This window comes from Mesorhizobium sp. LjNodule214, assembly GCF_964252735.1.
Taxonomy (GTDB): domain Bacteria; phylum Pseudomonadota; class Alphaproteobacteria; order Rhizobiales; family Rhizobiaceae; genus Mesorhizobium.
Genome location: NZ_CAXUPE020000001.1, coordinates 2,764,383 through 2,791,201 on the forward strand (window position 1 = coordinate 2,764,383; position 26,819 = coordinate 2,791,201).

A 26,819-nucleotide genomic window follows, 5' to 3' on the forward strand; every position below is an offset into this window, starting at 1 on the left:
CGTACTTCGTTCCTGCAAGCGGCAATGGCAGCGCTTCTGTCGCATTTCGTCCGCTTTCGCCGCAGACGCCAGGATGGATGAGATTTATCGGTCCGACAAACAGGGCGAGATGGGGGAAGCGGGCCAGTAGCGACGGAAACCGCTGAGGTCCGCTTCCCGATTTTCATGGGCTCATGATGTTTACGGGAATTCAGGCAGCGGAAGACGTCCGCCCAAGAGCGCTCCAGTCGAATTCGCGTGCCCAGTCGGCAAAACCGTGCCAGCGGACCTCCGGGAATTCCTTGCGCAAGGCGGCGATGTCGACGTCGTAACCGACGCGGTCGAACCATTCGAACATCGACGCTGCATCCTCGCTCTGCTGGCGGGCTGCGGCGAGCGGGATTTCCTGATAGCTGATCGGACGGCCCATGGCGTGCGACAGGATCCTCGCCTGGTCCTCGCCCGACAACTCGTCTCCGGCAAAATCGAAGCGCCTACCGAGCACCTGTTCGCGACGCTCGACCAGAGCGGCGACAAAGGCGCCGATGTCCAACAGCGTGACCAACTGGAGGACGCGCTTCGGGGGCATCGCGAAGGCATGCGTGCCCTGGCTGAGCGCGCCGAGCGACCATGGCGCGACGACATTCTCCATGAAGGCGACTGGCGCGCTGATCGTGTAGGGGATGCCGAGCTGCTGGATATGCTGCTCAACGAGATATTTGCTTTCGAAATGCGGGATGCCGGTTTTCTTGTCGGCGTCGGCAACCGATGAATAGATCAGATGTCCAATGCCGGCAGCCTTCGCTGCATCGGCGGCAAGAATCCCCTGGCGCGTCTCCTCCGCCATGCCGGCCTCATAGCTGTTGCCCATCAGGAACATGGTGTCGACGTCACTTGCGGCCCTCACGACGGACGCTGTGTCGGCGAGATCGCCGGCCACGACATCGGCGCCCACCGACGCCAGCTGCCTCGCGGCATCGCTGTCCGGCCTGCGTGTCAGTGCTTTGACGCGATGTCCTTTCGACAGCAGGGCACGCGCAACCGCGCCGCCTTGCTGGCCTGTGGCGCCGGTCACCAAAATGCTTCGTTTGCTGGTCATCTTGTCTGCTCCTTCTTGTTTCGCTGGAGCAAAATTAGGGTCTGTCGCATTGATGCATAATTGCCTATAGTTGGAAAACTTTGTCCCATATTTGGATACAATGCTCGATCTCAACGATATCGCCGTGTTCGCTCGCGTCGTCGAAGCCGGCAGCTTCACCGCTGCCGCGCGTCTGCTCGCCATGCCCAAGACGACGGTCAGCCGACGCATCGCCGCGCTTGAGCGCGAGGTCGGGGTGCGCCTGCTGCAGCGCACGACACGCAGCCTCAACCTGACGGATGCCGGACGTCTCTATTACGAGCAGAGCAGCAAGGCGCTGCGGACGATCGAGGAAGCAAATCTGCACCTCGCGGAAGCGAGGGCGGAACCATCGGGCACGATCCGCATTTCGGCGCCTGTCGGCTTCGGCGACTATTTCCTCACTGGCGCCGTGGTCGACTTCCTGACGATGTACCCGAAGACCAAGGTCGAGCTCCGCCTGACTGACGACAGGCTCAATCTGGTCGAGGACGGCATAGATATCGCTTTCCGCACCGGCGTCCTCCAGGATTCGACGCTGATCGCCCGCAAGCTCGGCTCCACGCACAGGCTGCTCTGCGCCAGCCCGGATTATCTCGCGCGCCACGGGGTGCCGGAAGAATCCACGGATCTCGCTCACCATCACTGCGTCATCGCCGGCGCCTCGGCCGGCGCGCACTGGGTGCTGGACGGGCCGCGCGGCCAGGAGACGGTCGCGGTGGCCGGACGCTTCGCCGCCAACGAGATGCAGGCGGTCGTCACGGCGACGCTTGCGGGCTTCGGCATCGCCCAATTGCCCCAGGCGATAGCCGAGGGGCTGATCAATGAGGGGCGGTTGCAGCGCGTTCTTGGGGAGCACACGACGCCGGCTGGTGGCCTGCACGTCCTCTATCCGAGCAGCCGCCACCTTTCGCCGCTGGTCAAGGCATTCATCGAGCTGGCAGCCGAACGGATTTCGAATAAACACCACCTAGGCATGTATGCTTCCCAAACCGGCCAATTCCCGAGCGAGACCTGAATGAGCGAGCGGATCGTCAGTTTTGTCATGAGCGGCGGCGTCGGGTCGCGGCTCTGGCCGCTATCGCGCGAGGACAACCCCAAGCAGTTCCACGACCTCTCCGGCGACGGCTCGATGCTGGCCAAGACCTTGCGACGGCTGACGGCAAGGCCGGATGGCGAGACACCGATCTTCTTGATCGCCGCCGAGCGCCATGCCGAACGTGTCCATGCCGATCTTGCCGGCCTCGATCTCGCCGGCGGCGGCCCGCTGTTCGAGCCGGCTGGCCGCAACACCGCCGCCGCCGTCGCGCTGGCCACGTTGCGCACGCTGTCTGAGTTCGGCGACAGCCTGGTGCTGGTGGTGCCGTCCGACCACGAGATCTCGACGGCGCGGCAGTTCTGGCAGAGCGTCGAGGCCGGAGCCGAGGCGGCAGGTGCCGGCCGGCTGGTGGTGTTCGGCATCAAGCCGAGCCAACCCGAGACCGGCTACGGCTATATTGCGGTCGCCGCCGACAGGGCCGGCGTATTCGATGTCTCGCGCTTCGTCGAAAAGCCCGACCTCGCCACCGCGCAAGGCTATGTCGAGGCCGGTACCTTCTACTGGAACACTGGCATCTTCCTGTTTCGCGCCGGCGCCATGCGCGATGCCTTTGCGGCTTTCGCGCCTGATATCTGGCAGGCCACCGAGGCGGCCTTCGACGCGGCGACCAGCGATCTCTCCGGCCTCTACATGCCGCTGGAGCTCTATTCCGCCATCCCATCGACGTCGATCGACTACGCCGTCATGGAACGGGCGAGCGACATCGCCATGGTGCCGGCCGGCTTCCGCTGGAACGATCTCGGCTCATGGCAGTCGCTGCTCGATGTCGGCCCCTCCGACAAGCAGGGCAATGTCATCGTCGGCGACGTCGTCGCCATCGATTGCGAGAATTCCTATATCCGCGGCGAAGGCCGGCTGTTGTCGGCCATCGGCATGAAGGATGTCGCCATCGTCTCGACCGCCGACGCCACTTTCGTTGCCCCGGTCAGCCACAGCCAGCATGTCAAGAAGATCGTCGAGCAGCTGGAAAAATCGGGCCGGCTTGAAACAAGGTTCACGCCGGCGCAGGACCGCGTCATCGAAAGCGGCGCCTGGCGGCAACGCGTCCATCACTGGCTGTTCGACGAGACCTTGCCGCTGTGGTCGACATCGGGCGTCGATGAACGCCATGGCGGTTTTCACGAGGCGCTGGGCTTCGACGCCGCGCCGCTGCTGAAGCCCAAGCGCATGCGCACGCAAGCCCGCCAGGTCTATGCCTTTGCGGTCGCCAAGGAGCGTGGCTGGACCGGCCCGGCCGACCGGCTGATCGCGCATGGTATCGATTTCATGGCCAGCAATGGCCGCACCACCAGCGGCGGCTGGGTGCGCACGCTCAACATCGACGGCTCGGTCGCCGATCCGACCGAGGACGCCTATGACCATTCCTGCGTGCTGCTCGCGCTGGCGCACGCCCATATATCAGGCCATCCCGATGCGCTGCGGCTCGGCGAGGAGACCTTCGCCTTTCTTGACGCCCACCTCGAGGACAGCCGCATGACCGGCTTCCTCGAAACGTCGGACGGCGCGGGCGAGCGGCGCTCCAACCCGCATATGCATCTGCTCGAAGCCTTCCTGGCCTGGCATCAGGCGACCGGCGAGCGCGCCTACCTGCGCCGCGCGGCGCGCATTATCGACCTCTTTCGCAGCCATTTCTTCGACCCGGAAAGCTGGACGCTGGGCGAATATTTCGACGCAGGCTGGAAGCCGGTGGCCGGCGAGAAGGGCGCCTGGACCGAGCCTGGCCATCATTTCGAATGGGCCTCGCTGCTCGTCGATTTCGCGGCCCGCAGCGGCCAGACCGAGCTGAGCGGCTTTGCCCGAAAACTCTATGCCTCGGCGATCGCCAACGGCCTCAACCGCGCCACCGGCCTCTCCTATGGCGCCGTCTCCAGGCAGGGCCTGCCACTCGACCTTGTGTCGCGCAGCTGGCCGCAGGCCGAGGCGGTCAAGGCGGCGATCGCGCTGGATGGCACAGGCGGCCCTGACCTCAAGCCCGAGATCGAAGCGCGCGTCGGCCGCCTGTTCCGCTGGCACGTCGATCCGGCGCCGCTCGGTCTCTGGATCGACCGCATCGACGAGCGCGGCCGCTCGCTGGCATCAGACGTGCCCGCCAGCATCTTTTATCACCTCGTCTGCGCGCTGACGCAGTATCTGGATGGGACGGCTGACAAAGGCTGAAGCGCTGAAGCTGCCAAACTTCCCCGGGGGAGATCGGCGGTCATGTCGGCTTTCGCCAATCGCCAACCTCAATACGGGCTCGCCACGTCCCCCGTCTCGACATAAATCGCCTTCAGTTGCGAGTAGAGCGCCAGCGCCGCCAGCGAATTCTCCCGTCCGATGCCCGACTGCTTGAAGCCGCCGAAGGGGATTTCGACCGGCGTCAGATTGTAGGCGTTGATCCAGCAGGTGCCGGCCTGTAACTCGGCGATGACACGGTGGGCGCGCGGCAGGTCGCGCGTGAAGACGCCGGCGGCAAGGCCGAACTCGGTGTCGTTGGCGCGGTCGATCACCTCGTCCTCGCTGTCGAACTTCAGCACGCTCATCACCGGCCCGAAGATCTCCTCGCGGGCGATGCGCATGCCGTCGGCGACGCCTGTGAACACCGTCGGCTCGACGAAGAAGCCGCCGCCAAAACCCTGCAGCGACGGCACATTGCCGCCGCAGGCAAGCGTCGCGCCATCCTGCTTGCCGGCCTCGATGTACGAGATGACTTTTTCGTGCTGCGCCTTGTTGACGAGCGGTCCCATCTGCGTCTCGGGGTCGAGCGGATCACCGATGCGAATCTTCTTGGTCCGTTCGACCAGCCTTTCGACGAAGCGGTCGTGGATTCCGCTTTGCACGAAGACGCGCGTGCCGTTGGAGCAGATCTGCCCGGTCGAGTAGAAATTGCCGAGCATGGCGCCGCCAATGGCATTTTCGAGATCGGCGTCGTCGAAGACGATCAGCGGCGACTTGCCGCCGAGTTCCATGGTGGCGTGCTTCATCTTCGAGCCGGCGAGCGACAGCACCTTGCGGCCGGTCGGCACCGAGCCGGTCACCGAGACCTTGGCGACGACATCGTGGCCGACAAGCCCGGCGCCGACATCGCCATAGCCTTGCACGACGTTGAACAGCCCGTCGGGCAGGCCGGCCTCGGTGTAGATCTCGGCCAGTGCCAGCGCCGACAGCGGCGTGTTCTCCGACGGCTTGAACACCATGGCATTGCCCATGGCCAGCGCCGGCGCGGATTTCCAGCCGGCGATCTGGATCGGATAATTCCAGGCGCCGATGCCGACGCAGACGCCGAGCGCCTCGCGGCGCGTATAGGCGAAGGGCCCGCCGAGATCGATGGACTCGCCATTGAAGGCAGCGACCGCGCCGCCGAAATATTCCAGGCAGTCTGCCGCCGAAGGCGCGTCGGCCACCAGCGTCTCCTGGATCGCCTTGCCGGTATCGAGCGTCTCGATGCGGGCGAGATCGGCGTTGCGTGCGCGCAGGATGTCGGCGGCGCGGCGCAGGATGCGCCCGCGCTCGACAGGCTTCAAACGTGCCCAGGCGGGCTGTGCCGCCCGCGCGGCCTCGATCGCCAGTTCCAGCACGTTCGGCGTCGCCGAATGCAAGGTCGCGATGGTCTCGCCGGTGGCCGGATAGATGACCGGCAACGCAGCACCTCGCTCGTCGTCCAGGTAGCGGCCGTTGACATAGTGCGATGCCGTTGGCTGGGCGCGCATGGCTATTCTCCGATTTTCATTCGCGACATGCGGATCGTTTAGTCCGCCCGACAATGCTCTATCTGTCCGCCACCTGCCAGCGTGGATTGATCCAGGGTTCCTGGTTGGACGGCGCCAGCGGCGCGCGGCGGAGTATGTGGTCGGACGCCTTCTCGCCGGTCATGATCGACGGCGCATTAAGGTTGCCGTTGGTGACGCGCGGGAAGATCGAGGAATCCGCGACACGCAATCCCTCGACGCCGATGACGCGGCATTCCGGATCGACGACGCTCATCTGATCGTCGGCACGACCCATCTTGCAGGTGCCGCAAGGGTGGTAGGCGCTCTCGGCGTGATCCCGGATGAAGGCGTCGAGATCCTCGTCCGACTGCACGTGGCTGCCGGGCGAAATCTCCTTGCCACGGAACCCGTCAAAAGCCTTCTGGCCGAAAATCTCGCGCGTCAGCCGGATGCAATGGCGGAACTCGGTCCAGTCGTCTGGATGCGACATGTAGTTGAAGCGGATCACCGGCTTCGATTTCGGGTCCGGCGAGCGCAGTGTGATGGAACCGCGCGACTTCGACCGCATCGGCCCGACATGCGCCTGGAAGCCGTGCGACGTCGCCGCCGCCTTGCCGTCGTAACGCACTGCCGCCGGGATGAAATGATACTGGATATCGGGATAGTCGACGCCGGCCTGCGAGCGCACGAAGGCCGCCGCCTCGAAATGGTTGGTCGCGCCGAGGCCAGTCTTGAAGAACAGCCATTGCGCGCCGATCAGCGCTTTGGAGAACGGATTGAGCACCGAGTTCAGCGTGATCGGCTTGGTCGATTCCTGCTGGATGTAGAGCTCCATATGGTCCTGCAGGTTGCGGCCGACGCCGGGCCGATCGGCCACGACCTGGATACCGTTTTCCTGAAGATGCGCGCCCGGGCCGATGCCGGACAGCATCAGGATCTTGGGCGAGTTGATCGACGAAGCGGCGACGATCACCTCACGTCGCGCCTTAACGACCTGAATCTGTTTGTGAGCTTCGATCTCGACGCCGACGGCGCGTTGATTCTCGATGATCACCCGCCGGGCGAAACCCTTGAGCAGGCTAACATTTTTTCGCCTGAGCGCCGGCTTCAGATAGGCGCTTGCCGCCGACCAGCGGCGGCCGCCGCTTATGGTCTGTTCCATCGGCCCGAAGCCTTCCTGCTTGGCGCCATTGTAGTCGTCGGTCAGCTCGAAGCCGGCCTGACGGCCGGCCTCGACGAAGGCACCGTAGAGCGGATTGCGTCGCGGCCCGCGCTGCACATGCAGAGGGCCGCTCTTGCCCCGCCAGCCGTCCTCGCCGCCGTCGGAGTCTTCCATGCGCTTGAAGTAGGGCAGCACGTCGGCGAAGCCCCAGCCGGTCGCACCTTCTTCGGCCCAGTGGTCGAAGTCGCGCGCATGGCCACGCACATAGACCATGCCGTTGATCGAGGAAGAACCGCCGATGACCTTGCCGCGCGGCGTCGCCAGCACGCGGCCGCCGAGATGCGGCTCCGGCTCGCTGGCAAAACCCCAGTCGTAGAGGCTCATGTTGAGCGGGATCGACAGTGCCGACGGCATCTGGATCAGCGGCCCGAGATCGGTGCCGCCGAACTCGATGACGATCACCGAATGCTTGCCATCTTCCGACAGCCGATAGGCCATGGCCGAGCCGGCCGAGCCGGAGCCGATGATGACGAAATCTGCTTCAAGCATTGTTCATATGCGCCATGAAATCGGCGAGCGAGACATTGCCGCCGGTAGCCACAACAAGGACGGTCTTTCCCGCCACATCGACTTTGCCCCCAAGCAGCGCCGCGAGCGACGCAGCACCCGACGGTTCGAGCACCAGTTTCATCCGCTCGAAGGCGATCCGCATCGCGATGCGCACCCCGGCGTCGTCGACCGTGATGCCGCGAACGCCGGCCGTCTTGACCGCCGCGAACGGCGCGTCGCCCGGCCGCCGCGACATCAGCCCGTCGCAGATCGATTTTGGGCCGATCGGCATCGTCTCGATGGCGCCATGCGCCAGCGACGAGCCCATGCCGTTGAATCCCTCCGGCTCGACGCCGATGATCTCGGTCGCCGGCGACAGATAGTGGAAGGCAAGCGACACACCGCCGATCAGCCCACCGCCACCGACAGAGCAGAACAACAGATCGGCCTTGGCGCCCTTGGCCTCGAGTTGCTCGAGCGCTTCGAGCCCGGCGCCGGCCTGGCCGGCGACGATCTCCGGATCGTCGAACGGATGCAGCAGCGTAAGCCCTTCAGTCTCGGCGATCTCGCGCGCCTTGGCGGCGGCGACCTCTTCACGCGCCCGCTCGCCATGGTCGGTCAGCACGACGCGCGCGCCGTAGCCTGCGGTGGCGTCGCGCTTGGCCGCCGGGGCGTCGATCGGCATGACGATGGTAACGGGAATGCCGAGCGCCTGGCCGGCTGCCGCCAGCCCTTGCGCGAAATTGCCGGAGGAATAGGCGACGACGCCTTTGCTCGCCTCGTCGGGCGAAAGCCGCTTCAGCCGCCAATAGGCGCCGCGCACCTTGAACGAACCCGCCCATTGCAGCGATTCCGGCTTGATGAAGACGCGAGCCGCACCGGTCTCGCGGGCAAGTGCGGCCGACTCAAGCAACGGCGTGATCTGCGTCGCCTTGGCGGTGACCGCATAGGCCTGCCTGAGATGATCGAGGGAGGGGATGAGAATTGTCATCATTCGCCTCGCGGATACCTTTTGCTCTCTTCGAGATTGTCGAGATTCATGTGGTTGCGCATGTAGCGCTCGGACGCCTTTTGCAGCGGCTGGAAATCCCATGGGTAATAGGCGCCGTTGCGCAGTGCCGGATAGACGACCCAGCGGCGCGCCTGGCTTTCGCGCACGGCGGCGTCGAAGCCGGCCATGTCCCAGCGGGCCCGGACCTTGTCCATGAACGTCGCCACCAGTGATGCATTGGCCGGATCGTCGGCCAGGTTGTTTCGCTCGAGCGGGTTGGCTTCGAGATCGAACAATTGCGGCGGGTCGAGCTCGCAATGGACGAATTTGTATTGGCCGTCGCGGATCGCGACCAGCGGCGCATAGGAGCCTTCCGCGGCATACTCGATCAACACAGGCGCGGTACGCTGCCCGCCCTTGGTAAGCGGCAACAGCGACTGGCCGTCGGTCCATGGCGCGATAGCGCCGATGTCGATGCCGGCGAGGTCGCAAAGCGTCGGCGTCACGTCGAGATTGGAGACCGGCGCCTCGATCAGCCCGGTGGGCACTCCCTTGCCGGCAATCATCAGCGGCACCCGCACCGAGCCTTCGAAGAAGCTCATCTTGAACCACAGGCCGCGCTCGCCGAGCATGTCACCGTGGTCCGAGCAGAACAGGATGACGGTGTCGTCGAGCATGCGAGTTCGCCGGAGGACGTCGAGAAGCTCGCCGAGCTTGTCGTCGACATAGGAGATGTTGGCGAAATAGCCGCGCCGGGAACGACGCACCTGCTCACGGGTAATATCGAAGGAGGAGTAGTCGGAGGCATGATAGAGCCGTTGCGAATGCGTATCCTGCTCGTCATGCGCGATGAACCCTGTTTCCGGATCCAGCGCCTGGCAATGTTCGTAGAGATCCCAGTACTGCTTGCGCGCGACGTAAGGGTCGTGCGGGTGCGACAGCGAAACGGTGAGGCACCAGGGCCGATGGGTGGCATCGTCCTGCTCGCGCGAAAGCTGATAGAGCTTCTGCGTGGCCAGGAACACGACCTCGTCGTCATATTCCATCTGGTTGGTGGTCTCGGCGACGCCGGCGCCGGTCACCGAGCCCATATTGTGATACCACCAGTCGATGCGCTCGCCGGGCTTGCGGTAATCCGGCGTCCAGCCGAAATCGGCCGGATAGATGTCGGTGGTCAGCCGCTCCTCGAAACCGTGCAGTTGATCCGGCCCGACGAAATGCATCTTGCCCGACAGGCAGGTGTAATAGCCGGCGGCGCGCAGATGATGGGCGAAGGTCGGGATGGAAGACGCGAATTCGGCGGCATTGTCATAGACCCCGGTGCGCGACGGCAATTGCCCGCTCATGAACGAGGCGCGGCCCGGCGCGCAGAGCGGCGAGGCCGTATAGTTGTTGGCAAAGCGCGCCGAGCGGGCGGCAAGCGCCTTCAGATGCGGCACATGCAGGAAATCGGCCGGTCCATCCGGGAACAAGGTGCCGTTGAGCTGATCGACCATGACGATGAGGAAATTGGGTCGATTCACTGCGCGCTCCGGCCGCTGAGTTTCGTTTCGAGATAGTCCTCGACCAGCGCGATCGCGGTCGCGGCGTCGGGCACGCCGTCCTTCAGCGCGCGCCTGATGTAGAGCCCGTCGATCAGCGCCGCTGTCCCTTCGGCGACGCGGTCGGCTTCGTTGCGCGGCAGGATGCCGGTCAGTCCGCTCAACAGGTTGGAATGCAGCCGCCGCGCATAGACCTTAAGCAGCCGGCGCAATGCGGCCGATTTCTGCGCCTCGACGTAGAAGGCGAGCCAGGCGGCGATCGTTTCCGGCTGGAACTGGAGATCGGAGAAGTTGACGGCGACCACCGCCGAAACGCGCTCGCGTGAGGTTTTGGCCGAACCCAGGGCGCGCAGCGTGTCGGCGGTCAGTTCGGCCAGTATGTGCCGCATCGTCGCCAGCAGTAGCTCGTCCTTGGCGCCGAAATAGTGATGGGCAAGCGCGGACGATACGCCAGCCCGCCCGGCGATCTCCGACATGGTCACGTCAAGAGAGCCGCGCTCGCCGATCGCCGAGATCGTCGCGTCGATGAGCGCCTTGCGGCGCAATGGCTCCATTCCGATTTTCGGCATTCTTGTTCCCGGCTCTTGCCCCATGATTATTTTTTATTGATCCGTCAATCAACAAAAAATCGAAGCTGTGTGCGCTGCACCAAACGATTGTTCTGTTCCGGCCCTTCACGGGGCGACAGAAATGGTTCACACTTGAACAATGCTTGGACACCGCGCCGATGCCTTACGTGCTAGGCTGGCGCCGAGGATGGAGACCGCCATGACCGCATGCATCGTCGGCTGGGCGCATTCGCGCTTCGGCAAGCTCGAAGGCGAGACGCTGGAGGGCCTGATCGTCAAAGTGGCAACGGACGCGCTCGACCATGCCGGCATTGGTCCGGACGATGTCGACGAGATCGTGCTCGGCCATTTCAACGCCGGCTTTTCCGCCCAGGATTTCACCGCAAGCCTGGTGCTGCAGGCCGACGACAGGCTGCGCTTCAAGCCGGCGACCCGGGTCGAGAATGCCTGCGCCACCGGCTCGGCGGCGGTCCGGCAAGGCATCCGCGCCATCGACGCCAATGCCGCCCGCATCGTGCTTGTGGTCGGCGCCGAGCAGATGACAACGACGCCCGGTCCCGAGATCGGCAAGAACCTGCTCAAGGCTTCCTATCTGCCGGAGGATGGCGAAACGCCGGCCGGTTTCGCTGGCGTCTTCGGCAAGATCGCGCAAGCCTATTTCCAACGCTATGGCGACCAGTCGGACGCACTCGCCATGATCGCCGCCAAGAACCACAAGAACGGCGTCGACAATCCCTACGCGCAGATGCGCAAGGATTTCGGCTTCGAGTTCTGCCGCCAGGAGAGCGAGAAGAACCCCTTCGTCGCCGGCCCGCTGAAGCGCACCGACTGTTCTCTGGTTTCCGACGGCGCAGCCGCTCTTGTGCTGGCCGACACTTCGACGGCGCTCAAGATGCGTCGCGCCGTCGCCTTCCGCGCCAACGAGCACGTGCAGGATTTCCTGCCGATGTCGAAGCGCGACATCCTGGCTTTCGAAGGCTGCGAGCACGCCTGGAACCAGGCCCTGAAGAAGGCCGGCGTGACGCTGGACGACCTCTCCTTCGTCGAGACGCATGACTGCTTCACCATCGCCGAGCTGATCGAATATGAAGCGATGGGCCTGGCCAAGCCTGGCGAGGGCGCGAAACTGGCGCTGGACGGCACCACGGCGAAGGACGGCCGCCTGCCGGTCAACCCCTCTGGCGGGCTGAAGGCCAAGGGCCACCCGATCGGTGCTACCGGCGTGTCGATGCATGTGTTGACCGCCATGCAGCTTGTTGGCGAGGCCGGCGGCATCCAGGTGCCGGGCGCCAAGCTCGGCGGCATTTTCAACATGGGCGGTGCCGCGGTCGCCAACTACGTTTCCATTCTCGACCGGATCAGGTAGAAGCGGCCCGCATTTCGCGGGTGATTTCATGACAAATCCGGTTCTGGTCGAGGTTTTGCGCGGTGCGGTGGTCGAGAGTGGCCATCGCGGCGCGGTCTCCGTGTTCGATGCCGATGGCAAGCCGTTGCTGGAGATCGGCGACACGGCGCGTCCGGTGTTCCCGCGCTCGGCGGTCAAGGCGATCCAGGCGCTGCCGCTGGTCGAAAGCGGTGCGGCCGATGCCTATGGGTTCGGCGACCGGGAACTGGCGCTGGCCTGTGCCTCGCATTCCGGCGAGCCGGCGCATGCCGAACTGGCTGACGCGATGCTGGCCAGGGCCGGCCTCGACCGGGCCGCACTTGAATGCGGCGCACATTGGCCGCTGGACCATGATGCGACGGTGGCGCTTGCCCGTACCGGCGGCTTGCCGAACCCGCTGCACAACAACTGCTCCGGCAAGCATGCCGGCTTCCTCTGCACCTGCGTGCATTCGGGCGTTGCCCATCAAGGCTACGTCAAGGCCGGGCACGCCTTTCAGGAGATGGTCCGCGACGCCATGCAGGCGGTGACCGGGGCCGCTCATGATGTCGACCATTGCGGCACCGACGGCTGCTCGATCCCGACCTATGCCGTGCCGCTGAAAAACTTTGCGCTGGGCTTTGCCCGCATGGCGACCGGCGCCGGTTTCGAACCCGTGCGCGCCAAGGCCGCCAAGCGACTGTTTTCCGCCTGCATGGCCGAGGCCTTTCTCGTCGCTGGCACCGGCCGCGCCGATGTCGCGCTGATGCAGGCGGCACCGGGTCGGATTTTCGTCAAGACGGGCGCCGAGGGCGTCTACTGCGCCGCAGTTCCGGAGCTTGGCCTGGGCATTGCATTGAAATGCGATGACGGCGCCGGCCGCGCCGCCGAAGTCATGATCGCTGCAGTGCTGGCGAAGCTGCTTCGGGCCGACGCGTCGCTGGCGGCGAAGCTGACTGAACAAGCCAATCCGGCCATCGAAAGCCGCGTCGGCGCGAAAGTTGGTTCGCTCCGTCCGACCGCTGCGCTCAACTGACGTGGTTGCGCTCGACGGTCAGATGCGCATAGCCGGTGTCGCCTGAAAAGGCGAGGTCACGTGTCGCCGGCTCAGCCCAGCGCTGACCGATGATGGCGCCGTTTTTTGCCCTGTCGATGACGTTGTCCGAAATGACAGCCGTTCCGGCGCCTTCGACCACGGACACGACAATGCCGGTTCCCGCCTTGCGAATGATGTTTCCCGTCGCCACGACATTGCGCAGATACGATCCCCAGCCGATCTGCATGCCGTAGAGCGGCGCATTCTCGACGACATTGCCTGACACCGTGGTATCGGCCTCGACGCTGATGCCGACGCCGAAGCCGGGCGCGTCGGCAGGGTAGGGACCCGTGATCGAGAGGTTGCGCACGATGTTGTTCGAGCACACCCCCATGCGGCCGCCTTGGTTGAAATTGACGATCGAGATGCCGTTGGCCGCACCATCGATGATGTTGTTGCCGATGATCGCGCCTTCGAAGGAGAATTCGGAATAGAGCGCCGTCTCACCCGACCGCGAGCAGGTGTTGCCGGTGACCTGCAGGTTGCTCGAACTGTTGGCGCGGATCGCCGAGAAGGCGCAATCCGAGACGATGTTGCCGGAAATCGCGACATTGCCGGCGCGAAAGGCGTTGATGCCGTTGCCGTTCTGGCCGGTGCCGCCGCTGCGCGCCTGGATGCGCTGGACGCGGTTGCCGCTGACGATGGTGCCGTCCTCCGCCTGCTGCCAGCGATGCACGAGGATGCCGCCATTGCCGCAGTCGGACACGGTATTGCGGGAGATTTCCAGGCCGCCGGCCTCGACCGAATAGATGCCGGCGTCCGCCGCGCCCGATATGTCCGAACGCTCGATGCGGCCGGTCACATGCTCCAGCGCCAGACCGTTCTTGCCGCTGCCGGTGACCTGGCAATTGTCGATCGCTAGGTGGGCGACGCGGCGCAGGTCGAGCAGCCCTTGCGCATAGTCGGCCATCCAGCGGTTGGCGCCGTCGAACACCAGCCCGCTGAGTTCGATATGCTCAGCTTGCTCGGCCATCATCAGATGGCCGTTGCCGCCATAGACGATCCGCGTAGCGCCCGGCACGCCGGAGAGCCTGACACGGGCGGGAAGCGTCAGATTCGACACGACATAGGTTCCCGGCGGCAGGAACACCGGCATGTCGCGCTCGGTGGCGTCGCGCAGCAGCTTGGCGAAGGCCTTGCTCTGGTCGTCGACGGCGCCGGGCTGCACGCCAAGCTCGGTGGCGTCGATCGAGCCGCGCATAGAGGCCTTCTCGATGCCGGGCAGGACTTTCGCCGAGGCCTTGCCCAGCGCAAGGCCGATGACGGCAAAGCCGGTGGTTCCCGTGAGCAGCGTTCGTCTGTTCAACATCGGCACAGATTCCTGGCGTTTGGCAGTCACTTCGCAGGAATCGTGCCAAGCCGGACCGACCCGACCGGAACGCAGGCAATGGCTTGTGAAGTCACCCTTACACGCCTAAGTTTGCTGTATGAGCAGGGCCTTCACCCGCGAGGAAGACAGCGAAAACGCCATCGCCGGCATCGGCGAGCGGCCGGTCAGTCAGCATCGCAACCTGGTGACGGAACACGGTCTCGCGCAGATCGAGGCGGAGTTGACTGGGCTGCGCGATGAACTGGCAAAGGCCGAGAAAAGGGCAGACCGCGAGCGCATCGCGCTGATGTCGCGCGATTTGCGCTACTGGACCGCCAGGCGCGAAAGCGCCGAGCTTTCTGTGCCGGAGCCGGGCAGCGATCTGGTTCGTTTCGGCATGGGCGTCACGCTGGAAGGCGATGACGGCAGGAAGGTGCACTGGAAGATCGTTGGTGAGGACGAGGCCGACCCGGCCAAGGGCTCGATTTCCCACGTGTCGCCGATGGCCATGGCCCTGTTCGGCAAGAAAGTCGGCGACGTCGCAAAGGTCAATGGCAAGGAGTGGGAGATCGTCAAGCTGTCGGACGGCTAATCCTTGAGCTTGACGACATGGTCGCGGAAGAAAGCCACTTCACCGGCTTCGTTGATCTCACCGGCAGCGATGCCCATGACGAATTCATATTATAACAGGCCTCTCAAACCTGCAGCAGCCGATCCATCAGCCGGTCCGCCGCTTCCGGAATGACGGTCCCTGGCGGGAAGATTTCGGCTGCACCCGCCTTGAGCACCGCGCCATAGTCTTGCGGCGGGATGACGCCGCCGGCGACGATCAGCATGTCGTTGCGGCCGAGCTTCTTCAGCGCACCCTTGAGTTCGGGAATGAGCGTCAGATGGCCGGCCGCCAGCGATGAGGCGCCGATGATATGCACGTCATGCTCGACCGCGAGTTTCGCGATTTCTTCCGGCGTCTGGAACATCGGCCCGACCGTGACGTCAAAGCCGAGATCGGCGAAGGCGGTGGCAATCACCTTCTGGCCGCGATCATGGCCATCCTGGCCCATCTTGGCGACTAGGATGCGCGGCTTGCTGCCGTTTTTCTCCTCGAAGGCCGCGATCTTGTCCTGCAGACGGTCGACCGTCGGATTGTCGCCAAGCGCGTTGCGATAGACGCCGGAGATCGTCTGCACCGAGGCGACATGGCGTCCGAACACCTTTTCCAGTGCCAGCGAAATCTCGCCGACCGTGGCGCTGGCGCGCGCGGCCCGGATGGCGAATTCGAGCAGGTTCTCGCCGCTCTCCGCCGCGCGGGTGAGAGCTGCGAGCGCGCTCTCGACCGCGCCGACATCGCGTGTACCCTTCAGCCGCTGCAGCTTCGACAATTGCCGGGCCCGGACCTCGGCATTGTCGATCTTCAGCACATCGACCTCGATATCCTTTTCCGGGCGATGTGCGTTGACGCCGACCAGGGTCTGCTCGCCGGAATCTATGCGCGCCTGGGTGCGGGCGGCGGCCTCTTCGATGCGCAGTTTTGGGATGCCTTTCTCGATCGCGGCGGCCATGCCGCCAAGGCTTTCGACCTCCTCGATATGGGCAAGCGCGCGCGCCGCCAGATCATGCGTCAGCCGTTCGACAAAGGCCGAGCCGCCCCACGGATCGACGATGCGCGTGGTGCCGGATTCCTTCTGCAGGATGAGCTGCGTGTTGCGGGCGATGCGGGCCGAATGATCGGTCGGTAGCGCCATCGCCTCGTCGAAAGAGTTGGTGTGCAGCGACTGCGTATGGCCTTGAGTCGCCGCCATCGCCTCGATCATGGTGCGGGTGATGTTGTTGTAGGGATCCTGCGCCGTTAGCGACCAGCCCGAGGTCTGGCAATGGGTGCGCAGCGACAGCGAACGCTCGTCCTTCGGCGAAAAATTCTTCTTCATCAGGCTCGACCACAAGAGCCGCGCGGCCCTCAGCTTCGCGACCTCCATGAAGAAGTCCATGCCGACAGCCCAGAAGAAGGAAAGCCGCGGCGCGAAGCGGTCGATGTCGAGGCCGGCAGCGACGCCTGAACGGGCATATTCGATACCGTCGGCGATGGTGTAGGCGAGCTCGAGGTCGGCGGTCGCGCCCGCCTCCTGCATGTGATAGCCGGAGATCGAGATCGAATTGAACTTCGGCATATGCTGAGACGTGTAGGAGAAAATGTCCGACACGATCCGCATCGAGGGTTTCGGCGGATAGATGTAGGTGTTGCGCACCATGAACTCTTTCAGAATGTCGTTCTGAATGGTTCCGGCGAGATCCTTCGGTGCAACGCCATGTTCTTCCGCCGCCACGATGTAAAGCGCCATGATCGGCAGCACCGCGCCGTTCATGGTCATCGACACAGTCATTTCGTTGAGCGGTATGTCATCGAAAAGCTGGCGCATATCGAGGATGGAATCGATGGCGACGCCCGCCATGCCGACATCGCCGGCAACGCGCGGATGGTCGCTGTCATAGCCGCGATGGGTGGCGAGGTCGAAAGCGACCGACAGGCCTTTCTGGCCGGCGGCAAGATTGCGCCGGTAGAAGGCATTCGATTCTTCCGCCGTCGAGAAGCCGGCATACTGCCGGATCGTCCACGGCTGCTGGACATACATGGTCGGGTAGGGGCCGCGCACGAAGGGCGGCAGGCCCGGATAGGTGTCGAGATGCGGCAATCCCTTGAGATCGCCCTGGTTGTAGAGATGCTTGACGGCAATGCCTTCCGGCGTTAGCCGCTGGCCCTTGACCTCGGCCGGCATGCGCCGTGGCGCCGACCAGCCGATCTGGCTGAAATCCGGGATCATGATCCGGCTCCGATCGACTGATCGATGCGGACCGGAAACAGCGGCTCGCAAACCGCCACGCCCTCGGTCAAGGCGGGCCGCCGCTCGGCCGGCAGCGTCTCGACCGGACGCTCGGTGCCGGATCGGAAAAGCGTCGTGCCGACGATCGCGCGTTCGCCTGCCCGGTATGCGGCATTGCGCTTCGCGGACGCGGTCTGAACGCGATTCTGGATGTATCCCTGCTGCAGGCTGACCAGCACGCCGCCCTCCGCCTCGATCCGCTGGAATTCCTCCCAGGCGGCCGCGCAGAGGTCGGCGGTCAGCGCTTCCACGGCGCCCGAGCCGCTGGCCGGGTCGGCGACATGGTCGATATGGCTTTCATTGGCCATGATCAGCTGCGTGTTGCGGGCGACGCGACGGGCAAAGCCCGCCGGCAGTCCATGCGCGATCGTGTGCGGCAGGACGGAGATCGAATCGGCGCCCCCTGCGGCCGCGGCAAAACCGGCGATCGCGGTGCGCAATATGTTCGTCTCCGGGTCGGCCGCGGTCATCATGCGGTAGGACGTCTCGGCATGGATGCTGGCCGTCGAGGCTGGGATCGAGCAGGCTTCCTGGATTCGTGCCCACAGCCGGCGCAAGGCGCGGACCTTGGCCATCGACAGGAACTGGTCCTGGTCGACGCTGAGCGCGAAGCCGATATGGGGTGCGGCATAGACCAGCGGCTGGCGCGCCTGCTCGAACATCCTGAGATAGGAGACCGCCGAAGCCAGCATCGTGCCAAGTTCCTGCGCCTCGGTGGCGCCGGCATTGTGGAACACGCGCCCATCCGCTTCGAGCAGCACGCCCGGAACGCCCATCGAGAAGAAATGCGCTAGCGATTGAGGCATCGACGCCTGCAGCGCCTCGATCGACATGCGCAGCCGGCCAGTGCCGGCAAAGATCGCCGCCGGATCGATGCCGAAAGACAGATTGAGCTTTGCCGGGTCGGAGCGCCGCTTGCCGAGGAACGCCACCAGCCAGTCGGCCACGGCGCGGCTCCAGGGATGGGCGTCGATGCGGATCTGGATGTGGTTGAGTGGCACGCCGTCGAGCACAGTTTCCAGCGCCTCGGCCGTCCTCGGCAGGCCGTAGCCGAAGGCATTCGGCGCGCCTTCGAAGACCAGCGACAGCCCGGTCGCGCCTTGCGCGACATCTTCCAGCGCCTGCGCCTTGGCGCGGCCGATATCCGGATCGTCGATGCGTTGGCTGACGATCCATGGCGCTCTCGGATTTGCCCGCACCAGCGGCTCAGCCGCGATCGAACGCTCGTAGAGGGGCTCGATGCGGATGCCGTCGTCGCTATGCGACACAAGCTTGTCCTCGAAGGACCCGCCGGCGAGTGCCTTTTCCGCCAAGGCCAGCCAGCGCTGGCGCTCAGCGTTCGGAAGGTCGACATCCATGGTCAAGGCGCCGGCGCCCATTGCATTCCCCGTTTTCTCGGCTGCATCAGCCGGGAGCCCAGTCTAAGGTCCCCGGTTGGATATCACAATGCGGCATCCGTTCCGCCAGTTCCCGGGGATAGCTAACCGATTGCCAAACATGCGCAAAATCCGCAAGTTTCGAAAGGCCAATTTCTATGGCGGCCATTGCCGCTGCGCGATAGCGTTACTATACCTCGGATGAGCCTGACATTTTCGACGGATCAGTTTGCGGAGACCGGACATATGGCTGACGACAAGAGCATTTTCATCGGCGCCAGCCGCAAGCTCGACGACAGCTATCAACGCGCCGAGCAGCTTCTGCTGCAATACGGCAATCGCCATGGCCTGATCACCGGCGCAACCGGCACCGGCAAGACGGTCAGCCTGCAGATCCTGGCCGAGGGCTTTTCCAATGCCGGCGTGCCGGTCTTCTGCGCCGACATCAAGGGCGACCTCTCCGGCATCGCCATGATGGGCACGGCGCAGGATTTCCTCGTCAAGCGGGCCGAGCAGGTCAAGCTCGATCCCTATGACTTCCAGGAATTCCCGGTCATCTTTTGGGACCTGTTCGGCGAGCAGGGCCACCCGATCCGCGCCACCATCTCGGAAATGGGGCCATTGCTGCTGTCGCGGCTGATGAATCTTTCCGAGGCGCAGGAAGGCATCATGAACATCGCCTTCCGCATCGCCGACGAGGAAGGCCTGCTGCTGCTCGACCTCAAGGACCTGCAGGCGCTGCTTGCCAACATCGCTGAGCGCGCCGACGAAATCGGCTCCCGCTACGGCAATGTGACCAAGCCTTCGGTCGGCGCCATCCAGCGCACGCTTCTGGTGCTGGAGCAGCAGGGGGCGGCGAACTTCTTCGGCGAGCCGGCGCTGCACATCGCCGACATCATGCGCACCACCCGCGACGGGCGCGGCGCCATCAGCGTTCTGGCCGCCGACAAGCTGATGATGAATCCCAGGCTCTACGCCACCTTCCTGCTCTGGCTGATGTCGGAACTGTTCGAGGAATTGCCCGAAGTCGGCGATCCCGAAAGGCCGAAGCTGGTCTTCTTCTTCGACGAAGCGCATCTCCTGTTCGAGGACGCACCTAAGGTGCTGGTCGACCGGGTCGAGCAGGTGGTCCGCCTGATCCGCTCGAAGGGCGTCGGTGTCTATTTCGTTACCCAGAATCCGCTCGATATCCCCGAAACCGTGCTCGCCCAGCTCGGCAACCGCGTCCAGCACGCGCTGCGCGCCTATACGCCGCGCGAGCAGAAGGCGGTCAGGACCGCCGCCGATACGTTCCGGCCCAATCCCGACTTCGACTGCGCCACGGCGATTACCCAGCTCGGTACCGGCGAGGCGCTGGTCTCGACGCTGGAGACCAAGGGCGTGCCGTCCATGGTGCAACGGACGCTGGTCCGGCCACCGTCGTCCCGGCTCGGCCCGATCACGCCAGTCGAGCGCCGCCAGCTGATCGCAGAGAGCCCGGTCTCCGGCCAGTACGACCAGACCGTCGATCGCGAATCGGCCTTCGAGATGCTGCAGAAGAAGGCCAAGGAAGCGCAGGACGCGGAAGAGCAGGCGCAGCAGGCCGACAGCGGCCGCTCGCGCTGGACTATCCCCGGCTTCGGCAATGACGACCCGGCGCCGCAGTCAGGCGGCCGTCGCGCCCCGGCGCCACGGCCGTCCAACCGCCAGACCGTGGCCGAAGCCGCGATCAAGTCCGTCGTGCGCTCGGTCGGGTCGTCCGTGGGTCGCGCGATCGTGCGCGGTATTCTGGGCAGCCTCGCCAGAGGACGCTAAACAGCATCGACCTAAAGGCCGCATATCGATCGGGATCGGCATTGAATTGAACTACTTGGGCACGGTGTAGAACTCGTGGGTGTTCATCTGAGCATTGATCCCCGGCATGCCGTCGGACTGGAAGGAGCCACCGGCGACATGGAACTCGTTGCGAATGAAACCGGCTACGAAGCCGTGGCGAGCAATCTGCATATGCGGTAGGGTCTGCCACGTGTCGGTTGCAGGATCGTAGGCCTCAAAGGCCCAGAATGTGCGCTTGCCTGCCGGGTCTTGGTACTCGCCACCCGTCACATAGATCTTTCCACCATAGGCACTGCCCGACACCCCACCCCGCGGTGTGGGGGAACGGCCCTTGTAGGTCCAGGAATCGGATTTGGGATCGTACTCCTCGACCAGATCGGTGACGTCGCTCTTGGTCACGAAGGGCAGACCAATTCTACCGTCAATCGCATAAATCTTTCCACCGACAGCAGCGGCGAGAAAGTGATTGCGGCCGGTCTGCATGGGAGCCCGGCTTGTCCAAGTGTTGGATGCGGGGTCGTAGACCTCGACAGTCCTGCCGACGATGTTGGGAACGTCGGCCCAAAGGGGCTCCTTCATGTCGCGGCCATGCTCATGGGCATGTGCGCCGCCGACGACGTAGATTTTTCCGTCGAGCACCACAGAAGCTGCCGCTCCGCGGGCAGTTGGCATAGGTGGAAGCCTGGACCAGCCGTCGGTCTTCGGATCGTAGACAAAAGCATCAGCTGTCGGTTGCCATTCTTTGGTGCCCGGCTCTCCGACGAAACCACCGAACACGTACACTTTGCCGTCGTAAGCCACGGTTGCAGTATGATGGGCCGGCTCAGGCATTGCCGCTCTCTTCGACCAGGCCTTCGTATTTTCGTCATACATCACGACCGTGCCGACGGGCATAACCTCCGGCACGTCGATGCCGCCAATGACGAACCACTGATTGCCCACCACAGCGCTGGAATTCTCGCTCTGAGGCTCAGGCATCGGCGTTCCCATCTGCCACGTGCCATCCTGGGCGAACGCTGGCGCAAGATTGAGTGCCAGACTTATCATCGCAGCGGAAACCAGCAATTTTGTCTTCATAGGAAGCTCCTTGGGTTGCGGTTAGGCGCCGACCCGGAGTTGCCTGAACGCCCTTCGTCCTCCGCAGCAAGGAGGTAACTGAACGTATGAGCAGTTAGAATTATCGATTACGGAATGGGCTCTTTGGGCCTGCCAAACAATGTGATGCTCAACCTTGCTATTCCAAAGCGGCCTTGGCAGAGGTTCGGCCGCGACGCCGCGGCCGTCGGGAAATTGAAGCTTGAGCACTTACCAAACCGTCAATCGACGGCAGGCCCCAGCGAGGAGGACAAATGCACAAGCCAGAATTGCGGGAGCTCATCGCCTTCGCGGAGGCCGCTCGGCAATTGAACTTTACCAGGGCCGCCGCCGCACTGGGGGTGTCGCTACCCAGCTTCAGCCAAACACTGAGGGGTCTGGAAGAGAAGCTCGGCGTGAGACTGCTCACACGAACTACCCGTAGTGTGTCGCTGACCGCGGCGGGTGAAGAGCTTCTTACCAACATAGGCCCGATATTGAGCGGACTGGACAGTGTCCTCGACGGATTGAACAAGTTCCGTAGCGCCACGGGCGGGAAACTGAGAATTCTGGGTTCACGGACGGCAACAACTGTCCTGATAGCCCCTCTTATCGGCCGCTTCCTTGCAAGGCACCCCGAAATTGAGTTCGAAATCCTTGTCGATGACCTTCACCTCGATCTGGTGGAACACCGCATCGACGCGGGCATTCAGGTCGGAGAACGCATCGAGAAGGATATGATCGCCGTCCGGATCGCCGAACCCTTCGACGAACTTCTTTTTGCTGCGAAAGACTACCTGCTGGCTCATGGCGAGCCCAGCGAGCCCAGCGCGCTCGCGGATCACTGGTGCGTTCGCCTTCGATCCCCGTGGGACGGTACGATCCAACCCTGGACCCTGCACAAGGGGGATGAGAAGGCCGAACCCGCCACCGGCACGCATGTCGTGGCCAACGATCTTCGTGCGATTGCCAGTGCAATTGCTGGAGGTGCCGGAATCGGCCTGGTGCCAGCCATTCTGCTGCAGGAAGAGTTGCGGTCGGGACGCGTCGTGACCGTCCTCGAGGGGTGGGGTTCCCCGATCTCCGGGATCTACTTGTACTATCCCAGCCGTCGACAGATACCTGCAGCCCTTGCTGCCTTCATAACGTTCATGAAGCAGAACAGACCCGCGCTACATGTGCCTGCAAAGAGAAAGCCACAGGCGCAGTAGAACCTTAGAGTGCAGCGGCAACCTGTTGGGTGGCCGCCGCCCTCCAAGGAAATCGGAGCTCAGGGCTGAGGAACAAGGATGTCGCGGGAATAGACAGGCAACGATACGACCGAGACAAGGCTCTCGCTGCCGTCGAAGATCGCGGTCAACTTTCCGCCTTCGGCCTTCAAGGACAGGCCGTGGAGATGGTTTGCGTCGCCGGACTTCACAACGTCAGCAGCCTCATTGTAGCGATAGATGCGCGAGAATTCTGGCTTGAGCTGCGAGTAGACGTGACTGTCGCCCTTCTCCAGGGTCATCGGGCCACGTTCGAATTCCATTTGCAGTGAAACCTTCTCACCGCCGCCTTCGAAGTTCCAGGTCTCGCTCACCGTCGTCGGGCTCGAGTTATAATGAACCCCACGATTGACGTCGTCCTTGGCCGTTTCGGCAATGCCGTAAGGACCGGCTCCACCGCGCGAAAGGCCATCGAACAACATCAGCACGCTCTCACTGCTTCCCGTCTTGTGAACAGGGATGCCGAAAAGCACGTAGCGGTACGGAGCCCCGACTGTACCCTTGGGATCCACCGCATAAAGCTGATCCACAAATTCAATCTGGAGGTTGGCGCCGGCGGAAGGTGCTGTTGTAAACGGGCTGAGCTCCCAGCCCGCTGGCAGGAACTTGGAGAGTGCCGCCGTCGAAGCCTTGTAGTAGAGAACCGTGCGGACATCGGAATTGCTTCCGCTGTAAAGCTCGGCGGCGTTTGCGAGCGAGGGCAATGCGAGCGCAATGGTAAGCGCGGCGGCCGCGGCAAGACGGTTGCCCAGCGATTTGAGATGCATCATGTCAATGGTTCCTTTGGAGTGCGGCAGCTCCGTCCGGAGCCGTCGCTGAACGAGGATCAAAAGCCGGCAAGGCCGGCCTTGGCGCACTGCTCGTCCTGCGCGCCCGTGCCGCCACTAGCCGAAATCGCACCGATGATCTTGCCGTCCTTCATGACCGGAATGCCGCCAGGCGCTGCGATGACGTGATCCATGTTCAGCATGAATGGACCCATCTTGGCCGTGACGTCGAAGAAGTCGCGTGTCGGACGCTTGTAGACGGCTGCCGAAGTTGCTTTGTCCAAGGCGATCTGGGCGCTCGCCACCTCGGTGTTATCTGCCTTTTCGTAATAGACTAGGGCGCCGTGCGTATCGACGACGGCGATGGCCATGAGCCACTTGTTGGCTGCGCATTCCTTGACTGCGCCGGCGGCAACCTGCTTGGCCTCCGACAGAGTGATGTCGGGACCATAAACATCAGCGTCGCTGGCAAATGCCAAGGTGGTAACCGAGAGAACGCCAATGGCTGCTGCTGCGGCGGCGGCCCATTTTGACATAGACATATTTGAACCTTTCGTTGGTCATGCGACCTTGTTTCGTCGAGACGAAGCGAAGGTCGTTGCCGCTTCACGAGAAGACCTGACGGGCGCTCATCAATCATTGGTAGACTTGAGAGTGAATGCCGTTGGTCACTGGACATGGATATTCCTGCCCGTCCCGCGAATGAATGACGAATTCCGAAATGGAGTATTTGGGGATGTGAAAGAATGGGCTTGCACGGACTATGACGCGGCCGATAGGCGGCACACGAACGCGATGAATTGCGCCTAACACAATCCGCCTGGTGCGAGACGGTTAAGCCGCCGTTATTCAACCGAGTTATGATGCTGCCCCTAAACTCTGAATTGGACGGAGTTGGCCATCTCGGCAACGGTACGCCCGCAACAGCCCGGCCGAGGCGTGCAGAGCTTCGGCGAGCGATCAGCGAGGCGGAAGTCCAGTTGCAGCGCCCCGGCAAACCAATCAGAGGTCCGAAAATGGCCGCTCCCCGGATACCGCTCGATCGCTTGTTCGACGACACCGAAGGCTCTGCCCACCCCCGGCCGACGAACAGCGACGCTGTCAATCCTGCCCGTCGCGCCTTTCTGGCCGCTGGCGGTTTTTGCCTGGCCTGCTGCTTTGCCACGCCGCTGTTCGCGGATGCGCCGATGGCGAAAAGCCAAGCCCCCGGTTTCTATCGCCTGGCGATCGGCGATTTTGAGGTGACGGCGCTATCCGATGGCACCAACATGCTGCCTGCCACGAAGTTGCTGCAGGGCGACCCGGCGCGGATCGAAGAAGCACTGAAACGCAATTACCTCGGCGAAATGGTCGAGACCTCGCACAATTGCTTTCTGGTCAACACCGGAGCCAGGCTGGTCTTGATCGACGCCGGTGCAGGCTCGCTGTTGGGGCCGACGACGGGCCATCTGCTCAGCAATCTGCGCGCCTCGGGCTATCGGCCGGAGCAGGTCGACGAGCTTTACCTCACGCATCTGCACGCCGATCACGTCGGCGGTCTCATGATCGAAGGCCAGAGAGCTTTTCCCAATGCGATCGTGCGTGTCGACAAGCGGGACACAGATTATTGGCTAAGCGAGGCAAACATGCGCGCCGCTCCCGATGAAGCAAAGCGGTTCTTTCAGGCCGCCACGGCATCGATCACGCCATACATGCAAGTTGGCAAGCTCGCCGTTTTCGAAGGCGACACCGATCTCATGCCGGGTGTGCGCGCGCAAACGGCCTATGGCCACACGCCCGGACACACCATGTACGTGGTCGAGAGCAGGGGCGAAAAGATAGTGCTGTGGGGCGATGTCGTGCATGTCGCCGGCGTGCAGTTCAAAGACCCTTCCGTCACGATCCAGTACGATGCGGACGCATCCGAGGCCGAACGCGTGCACGAACTCGCATTCGCCGATGCGGCCGAAAACGGCTATATGGTGGGCGGTGCGCACATATCGTTTCCTGGGCTGGGCCATGTGCGTCGCGACGCCGAAAATACCTACACATATTTGCCTCTGAATTACGGGTAAGGTGGTCTTATCACCTCAAAGTGGAAGCACATCCGCGCAAAAGACCTCTTGGACATTCGTCCGCTCACAAGACAATCATGTCTGCCTGGCGGATGCCGTTTCGCCAATCGGCGGGTCATCGAATGGCGATCCGCAAACTTCTCCCACCAGCGATCGAAACCATTGGTGGGCAGGGTGGGTCTGCAGTCGTTCGTGCCAGATCAGCTTGTAGAGCAATTTCTCTGTCTCGAACGGCAGATCGCGCACCACCAACTCATGCTCATCGGTAATGGCACGCCATGGTCCGCCTAGGAAGCCAAGCGGCACGCAGGTCAGAAGGTCGCTGCGTGAGACGATCCTTAGCGCGTCGGCAAAGTGATTGACGACGACGGCGATCGCCCTTGTCCGCCCCGTCAGGCTGAGCCAGCCGTCCACCAATCCCAGTTCCATGCCGGATGGGGTTACCAGAACATGCGTCGCGGCGGTGAACTGATCCAGCGTCAGTCCGTCGGCCAGTTCGTGCCCGCTGCGCATGACGCAGACATAGCGATCCGTCCGCAGGCTTTGCACATGTACCTCTCTTGGCAGCGAGGCAAACATGCCTACGGCGCAATCAAGCGTACCGCGGTCGATTCCTCCCAGTGAGCTTTCATGGGTATGGATCGCAAAGGAAACGCGGGCGCGTGGGGACGCAGCCTGCAACTTCAGCGTGATTGCGCTGACGCCTTCCATCGCGAGACTGTCGGTGACGGCAATTCGAAAACTGGTCGCATCCGATGCGGGATCGAAGTCGTCTGGGGTGAAAGAGGCGCGGATTGCCGTAAGCGAGCGATGCAGTTCGGGCCACATCGCGACCATGCGTGACGTCGGCTGGACCCCCGTCGCTGTCTTGAGGAAGAGTTGATCCTTCGTCAGCTTGCGGGCGCGGCGCAACGCATTGCTGACCGCCGGCTGGCTCATCGCCAGGCTCGCGGCCGCACGCGTTACGTTTCTTTCCAGCATGATGGCCTCGAGAACGGCGATCAGGTTCAAATCGAGGCGCACGTTATTCACCCAGGAAATGATGCTTGTGTCTAATTCTAAATTGGACGCGCTGGCCGCGGCAAGCAATCCTGTTTCGAACGAGCCACCGAACACATGCGAGTG

At 63.4% G+C, this 26,819-nt stretch carries 22 protein-coding genes; 9 read left to right on the top strand and 13 right to left on the bottom strand.

Annotated elements, in window-relative coordinates; translation table 11 throughout:
* Positions 1–190 precede the first annotated feature (190 nt).
* On the bottom strand, positions 191–1,078 hold the full coding sequence (locus ACSQ3Z_RS12885) for an NmrA/HSCARG family protein (protein ID WP_436171635.1): 888 nt from the start codon (positions 1,076–1,078) through the stop codon (positions 191–193).
* Between the two features lie 100 nt (positions 1,079–1,178).
* Here ACSQ3Z_RS12885 and ACSQ3Z_RS12890 point away from each other — a divergent pair, with 100 nt between their 5' ends.
* On the top strand, positions 1,179–2,114 hold the full coding sequence (locus ACSQ3Z_RS12890; protein WP_436171636.1) for a LysR family transcriptional regulator: 936 nt from the start codon (positions 1,179–1,181) through the stop codon (positions 2,112–2,114).
* Entirely contained in the window at positions 2,115–4,352 is a 2,238-nt protein-coding gene (locus tag ACSQ3Z_RS12895; RefSeq protein WP_436171637.1) for an AGE family epimerase/isomerase, read from the top strand. It abuts the gene before it with no gap.
* A gap of 68 nt (positions 4,353–4,420) precedes the next feature.
* On the opposite strand, the gene betB is transcribed toward ACSQ3Z_RS12895, so the two are convergent.
* Genes betB through betI form a run of 5 tightly spaced genes read right to left on the bottom strand, consistent with a single transcriptional unit; the run spans position 4,421 to position 10,696 of the window.
* Entirely contained in the window at positions 4,421–5,884 is a 1,464-nt protein-coding gene (betB, locus tag ACSQ3Z_RS12900) for a betaine-aldehyde dehydrogenase (RefSeq protein ID WP_436171638.1), read from the bottom strand.
* Between the two features lie 58 nt (positions 5,885–5,942).
* A complete protein-coding gene (gene betA / locus ACSQ3Z_RS12905) occupies positions 5,943–7,595 on the bottom strand; it encodes a choline dehydrogenase (RefSeq protein ID WP_436171639.1) in 1,653 nt (550 codons plus the stop codon).
* The gene (locus ACSQ3Z_RS12910; protein WP_436171640.1) at positions 7,588–8,589 is read right to left on the bottom strand and encodes a threonine/serine dehydratase; all 1,002 of its coding nucleotides are present in this window, start codon (positions 8,587–8,589) and stop codon (positions 7,588–7,590) included. The genes betA and ACSQ3Z_RS12910 overlap by 8 nt, the downstream gene beginning before the upstream one ends.
* Positions 8,586–10,109, bottom strand: a complete 1,524-nt coding sequence (betC, locus tag ACSQ3Z_RS12915) for a choline-sulfatase (protein WP_436171641.1) — start codon at positions 10,107–10,109, stop codon at positions 8,586–8,588. Before betC ends, ACSQ3Z_RS12910 begins: the two co-directional genes overlap by 4 nt.
* On the bottom strand, positions 10,106–10,696 hold the full coding sequence (gene betI, locus ACSQ3Z_RS12920) for a choline-binding transcriptional repressor BetI (RefSeq protein WP_436171642.1): 591 nt from the start codon (positions 10,694–10,696) through the stop codon (positions 10,106–10,108). Before betI ends, betC begins: the two co-directional genes overlap by 4 nt.
* Before the next feature lie 199 nt (positions 10,697–10,895).
* On the opposite strand from betI, the gene ACSQ3Z_RS12925 reads away from it, so the two are divergent.
* Positions 10,896–12,062, top strand: a complete 1,167-nt coding sequence (locus tag ACSQ3Z_RS12925) for an acetyl-CoA acetyltransferase (RefSeq protein WP_436171643.1) — start codon at positions 10,896–10,898, stop codon at positions 12,060–12,062.
* Positions 12,063–12,090: 28 nt separating this feature from the next.
* Positions 12,091–13,095: an asparaginase gene (locus tag ACSQ3Z_RS12930; protein WP_436171644.1), complete on the top strand. Its 1,005-nt coding sequence runs from the start codon at positions 12,091–12,093 to the stop codon at positions 13,093–13,095.
* Here the strand turns inward: ACSQ3Z_RS12930 and ACSQ3Z_RS12935 are convergent.
* Positions 13,088–14,464 carry a TIGR03808 family TAT-translocated repetitive protein gene (locus ACSQ3Z_RS12935; protein WP_436171645.1) on the bottom strand — a complete coding sequence of 459 codons (1,377 nt, stop codon included), beginning with the start codon at positions 14,462–14,464 and terminating at the stop codon, positions 13,088–13,090. The two genes, ACSQ3Z_RS12930 and ACSQ3Z_RS12935, sit on opposite strands and share 8 nt — an antisense overlap.
* A gap of 118 nt (positions 14,465–14,582) precedes the next feature.
* Between ACSQ3Z_RS12935 and greA the strand changes: the two genes are divergently transcribed.
* Positions 14,583–15,056: a transcription elongation factor GreA gene (gene greA, locus ACSQ3Z_RS12940; protein ID WP_436171646.1), complete on the top strand. Its 474-nt coding sequence runs from the start codon at positions 14,583–14,585 to the stop codon at positions 15,054–15,056.
* A gap of 103 nt (positions 15,057–15,159) precedes the next feature.
* Here greA and scpA read toward each other — a convergent pair whose 3' ends face one another.
* Complete coding sequence (gene scpA / locus ACSQ3Z_RS12945) at positions 15,160–17,280, bottom strand: methylmalonyl-CoA mutase (RefSeq protein WP_436171647.1); 2,121 nt, start codon at positions 17,278–17,280, stop codon at positions 15,160–15,162.
* On the bottom strand, positions 17,277–18,719 hold the full coding sequence (locus ACSQ3Z_RS12950; protein WP_436171648.1) for a methylmalonyl-CoA mutase subunit beta: 1,443 nt from the start codon (positions 18,717–18,719) through the stop codon (positions 17,277–17,279). The genes scpA and ACSQ3Z_RS12950 overlap by 4 nt, the downstream gene beginning before the upstream one ends.
* Before the next feature lie 243 nt (positions 18,720–18,962).
* On the opposite strand from ACSQ3Z_RS12950, the gene ACSQ3Z_RS12955 reads away from it, so the two are divergent.
* Positions 18,963–20,510: a helicase HerA-like C-terminal domain-containing protein gene (locus tag ACSQ3Z_RS12955; RefSeq protein ID WP_436171649.1), complete on the top strand. Its 1,548-nt coding sequence runs from the start codon at positions 18,963–18,965 to the stop codon at positions 20,508–20,510.
* A gap of 51 nt (positions 20,511–20,561) precedes the next feature.
* Here ACSQ3Z_RS12955 and ACSQ3Z_RS12960 read toward each other — a convergent pair whose 3' ends face one another.
* Positions 20,562–21,608, bottom strand: coding sequence for a Kelch repeat-containing protein (locus ACSQ3Z_RS12960; protein ID WP_436171650.1), 1,047 nt, complete (start codon positions 21,606–21,608; stop codon positions 20,562–20,564).
* 272 nt (positions 21,609–21,880) lie between these two features.
* On the opposite strand from ACSQ3Z_RS12960, the gene ACSQ3Z_RS12965 reads away from it, so the two are divergent.
* Complete coding sequence (locus tag ACSQ3Z_RS12965) at positions 21,881–22,816, top strand: LysR substrate-binding domain-containing protein (protein ID WP_436171651.1); 936 nt, start codon at positions 21,881–21,883, stop codon at positions 22,814–22,816.
* Positions 22,817–22,875: 59 nt separating this feature from the next.
* Here ACSQ3Z_RS12965 and ACSQ3Z_RS12970 read toward each other — a convergent pair whose 3' ends face one another.
* Together ACSQ3Z_RS12970 and ACSQ3Z_RS12975 are read right to left on the bottom strand one after the other, a co-directional pair.
* On the bottom strand, positions 22,876–23,643 hold the full coding sequence (locus tag ACSQ3Z_RS12970) for a hypothetical protein (RefSeq protein WP_436171652.1): 768 nt from the start codon (positions 23,641–23,643) through the stop codon (positions 22,876–22,878).
* A gap of 56 nt (positions 23,644–23,699) precedes the next feature.
* Positions 23,700–24,119 carry a GlcG/HbpS family heme-binding protein gene (locus ACSQ3Z_RS12975; RefSeq protein ID WP_436171653.1) on the bottom strand — a complete coding sequence of 140 codons (420 nt, stop codon included), beginning with the start codon at positions 24,117–24,119 and terminating at the stop codon, positions 23,700–23,702.
* A 22-nt stretch (positions 24,120–24,141) separates the two neighbouring features.
* Between ACSQ3Z_RS12975 and ACSQ3Z_RS12980 the strand changes: the two genes are divergently transcribed.
* Positions 24,142–24,450, top strand: coding sequence for a hypothetical protein (locus ACSQ3Z_RS12980; protein WP_436171654.1), 309 nt, complete (start codon positions 24,142–24,144; stop codon positions 24,448–24,450).
* Positions 24,441–25,694 (top strand): MBL fold metallo-hydrolase, encoded by a 1,254-nt coding sequence (locus ACSQ3Z_RS12985; RefSeq protein ID WP_436171655.1) that lies wholly within the window; start codon positions 24,441–24,443, stop codon positions 25,692–25,694. Before ACSQ3Z_RS12980 ends, ACSQ3Z_RS12985 begins: the two co-directional genes overlap by 10 nt.
* A gap of 75 nt (positions 25,695–25,769) precedes the next feature.
* Here the strand turns inward: ACSQ3Z_RS12985 and ACSQ3Z_RS12990 are convergent, their stop codons facing one another.
* Positions 25,770–26,783 carry a LysR family transcriptional regulator gene (locus ACSQ3Z_RS12990; RefSeq protein WP_436171656.1) on the bottom strand — a complete coding sequence of 338 codons (1,014 nt, stop codon included), beginning with the start codon at positions 26,781–26,783 and terminating at the stop codon, positions 25,770–25,772.
* Between the last annotated feature and the right edge of the window lie 36 nt (positions 26,784–26,819).

Excerpts from the sequence above, each read along its gene's own strand:
- ACSQ3Z_RS12885 (WP_436171635.1), bottom strand. The coding sequence starts at position 1,078 with ATGACCAGCAAACGAAGCATTTTGGTGACCGGCGCCACAGGCCAGCAA.
- ACSQ3Z_RS12890 (WP_436171636.1), top strand. The coding sequence starts at position 1,179 with ATGCTCGATCTCAACGATATCGCCGTGTTCGCTCGCGTCGTCGAAGCC.
- ACSQ3Z_RS12895 (WP_436171637.1), top strand. The coding sequence starts at position 2,115 with ATGAGCGAGCGGATCGTCAGTTTTGTCATGAGCGGCGGCGTCGGGTCG.
- betB (WP_436171638.1), bottom strand. The coding sequence starts at position 5,884 with ATGCGCGCCCAGCCAACGGCATCGCACTATGTCAACGGCCGCTACCTG.
- betA (WP_436171639.1), bottom strand. The coding sequence starts at position 7,595 with ATGCTTGAAGCAGATTTCGTCATCATCGGCTCCGGCTCGGCCGGCTCG.
- ACSQ3Z_RS12910 (WP_436171640.1), bottom strand. The coding sequence starts at position 8,589 with ATGATGACAATTCTCATCCCCTCCCTCGATCATCTCAGGCAGGCCTAT.
- betI (WP_436171642.1), bottom strand. The coding sequence starts at position 10,696 with ATGCCGAAAATCGGAATGGAGCCATTGCGCCGCAAGGCGCTCATCGAC.
- ACSQ3Z_RS12925 (WP_436171643.1), top strand. The coding sequence starts at position 10,896 with ATGACCGCATGCATCGTCGGCTGGGCGCATTCGCGCTTCGGCAAGCTC.
- ACSQ3Z_RS12930 (WP_436171644.1), top strand. The coding sequence starts at position 12,091 with ATGACAAATCCGGTTCTGGTCGAGGTTTTGCGCGGTGCGGTGGTCGAG.
- ACSQ3Z_RS12935 (WP_436171645.1), bottom strand. The coding sequence starts at position 14,464 with ATGTTGAACAGACGAACGCTGCTCACGGGAACCACCGGCTTTGCCGTC.
- greA (WP_436171646.1), top strand. The coding sequence starts at position 14,583 with ATGAGCAGGGCCTTCACCCGCGAGGAAGACAGCGAAAACGCCATCGCC.
- scpA (WP_436171647.1), bottom strand. The coding sequence starts at position 17,280 with ATGATCCCGGATTTCAGCCAGATCGGCTGGTCGGCGCCACGGCGCATG.
- ACSQ3Z_RS12950 (WP_436171648.1), bottom strand. The coding sequence starts at position 18,719 with ATGGGCGCCGGCGCCTTGACCATGGATGTCGACCTTCCGAACGCTGAG.
- ACSQ3Z_RS12955 (WP_436171649.1), top strand. The coding sequence starts at position 18,963 with ATGGCTGACGACAAGAGCATTTTCATCGGCGCCAGCCGCAAGCTCGAC.
- ACSQ3Z_RS12960 (WP_436171650.1), bottom strand. The coding sequence starts at position 21,608 with ATGAAGACAAAATTGCTGGTTTCCGCTGCGATGATAAGTCTGGCACTC.
- ACSQ3Z_RS12965 (WP_436171651.1), top strand. The coding sequence starts at position 21,881 with ATGCACAAGCCAGAATTGCGGGAGCTCATCGCCTTCGCGGAGGCCGCT.
- ACSQ3Z_RS12970 (WP_436171652.1), bottom strand. The coding sequence starts at position 23,643 with ATGATGCATCTCAAATCGCTGGGCAACCGTCTTGCCGCGGCCGCCGCG.
- ACSQ3Z_RS12980 (WP_436171654.1), top strand. The coding sequence starts at position 24,142 with ATGGCTGCTGCTGCGGCGGCGGCCCATTTTGACATAGACATATTTGAA.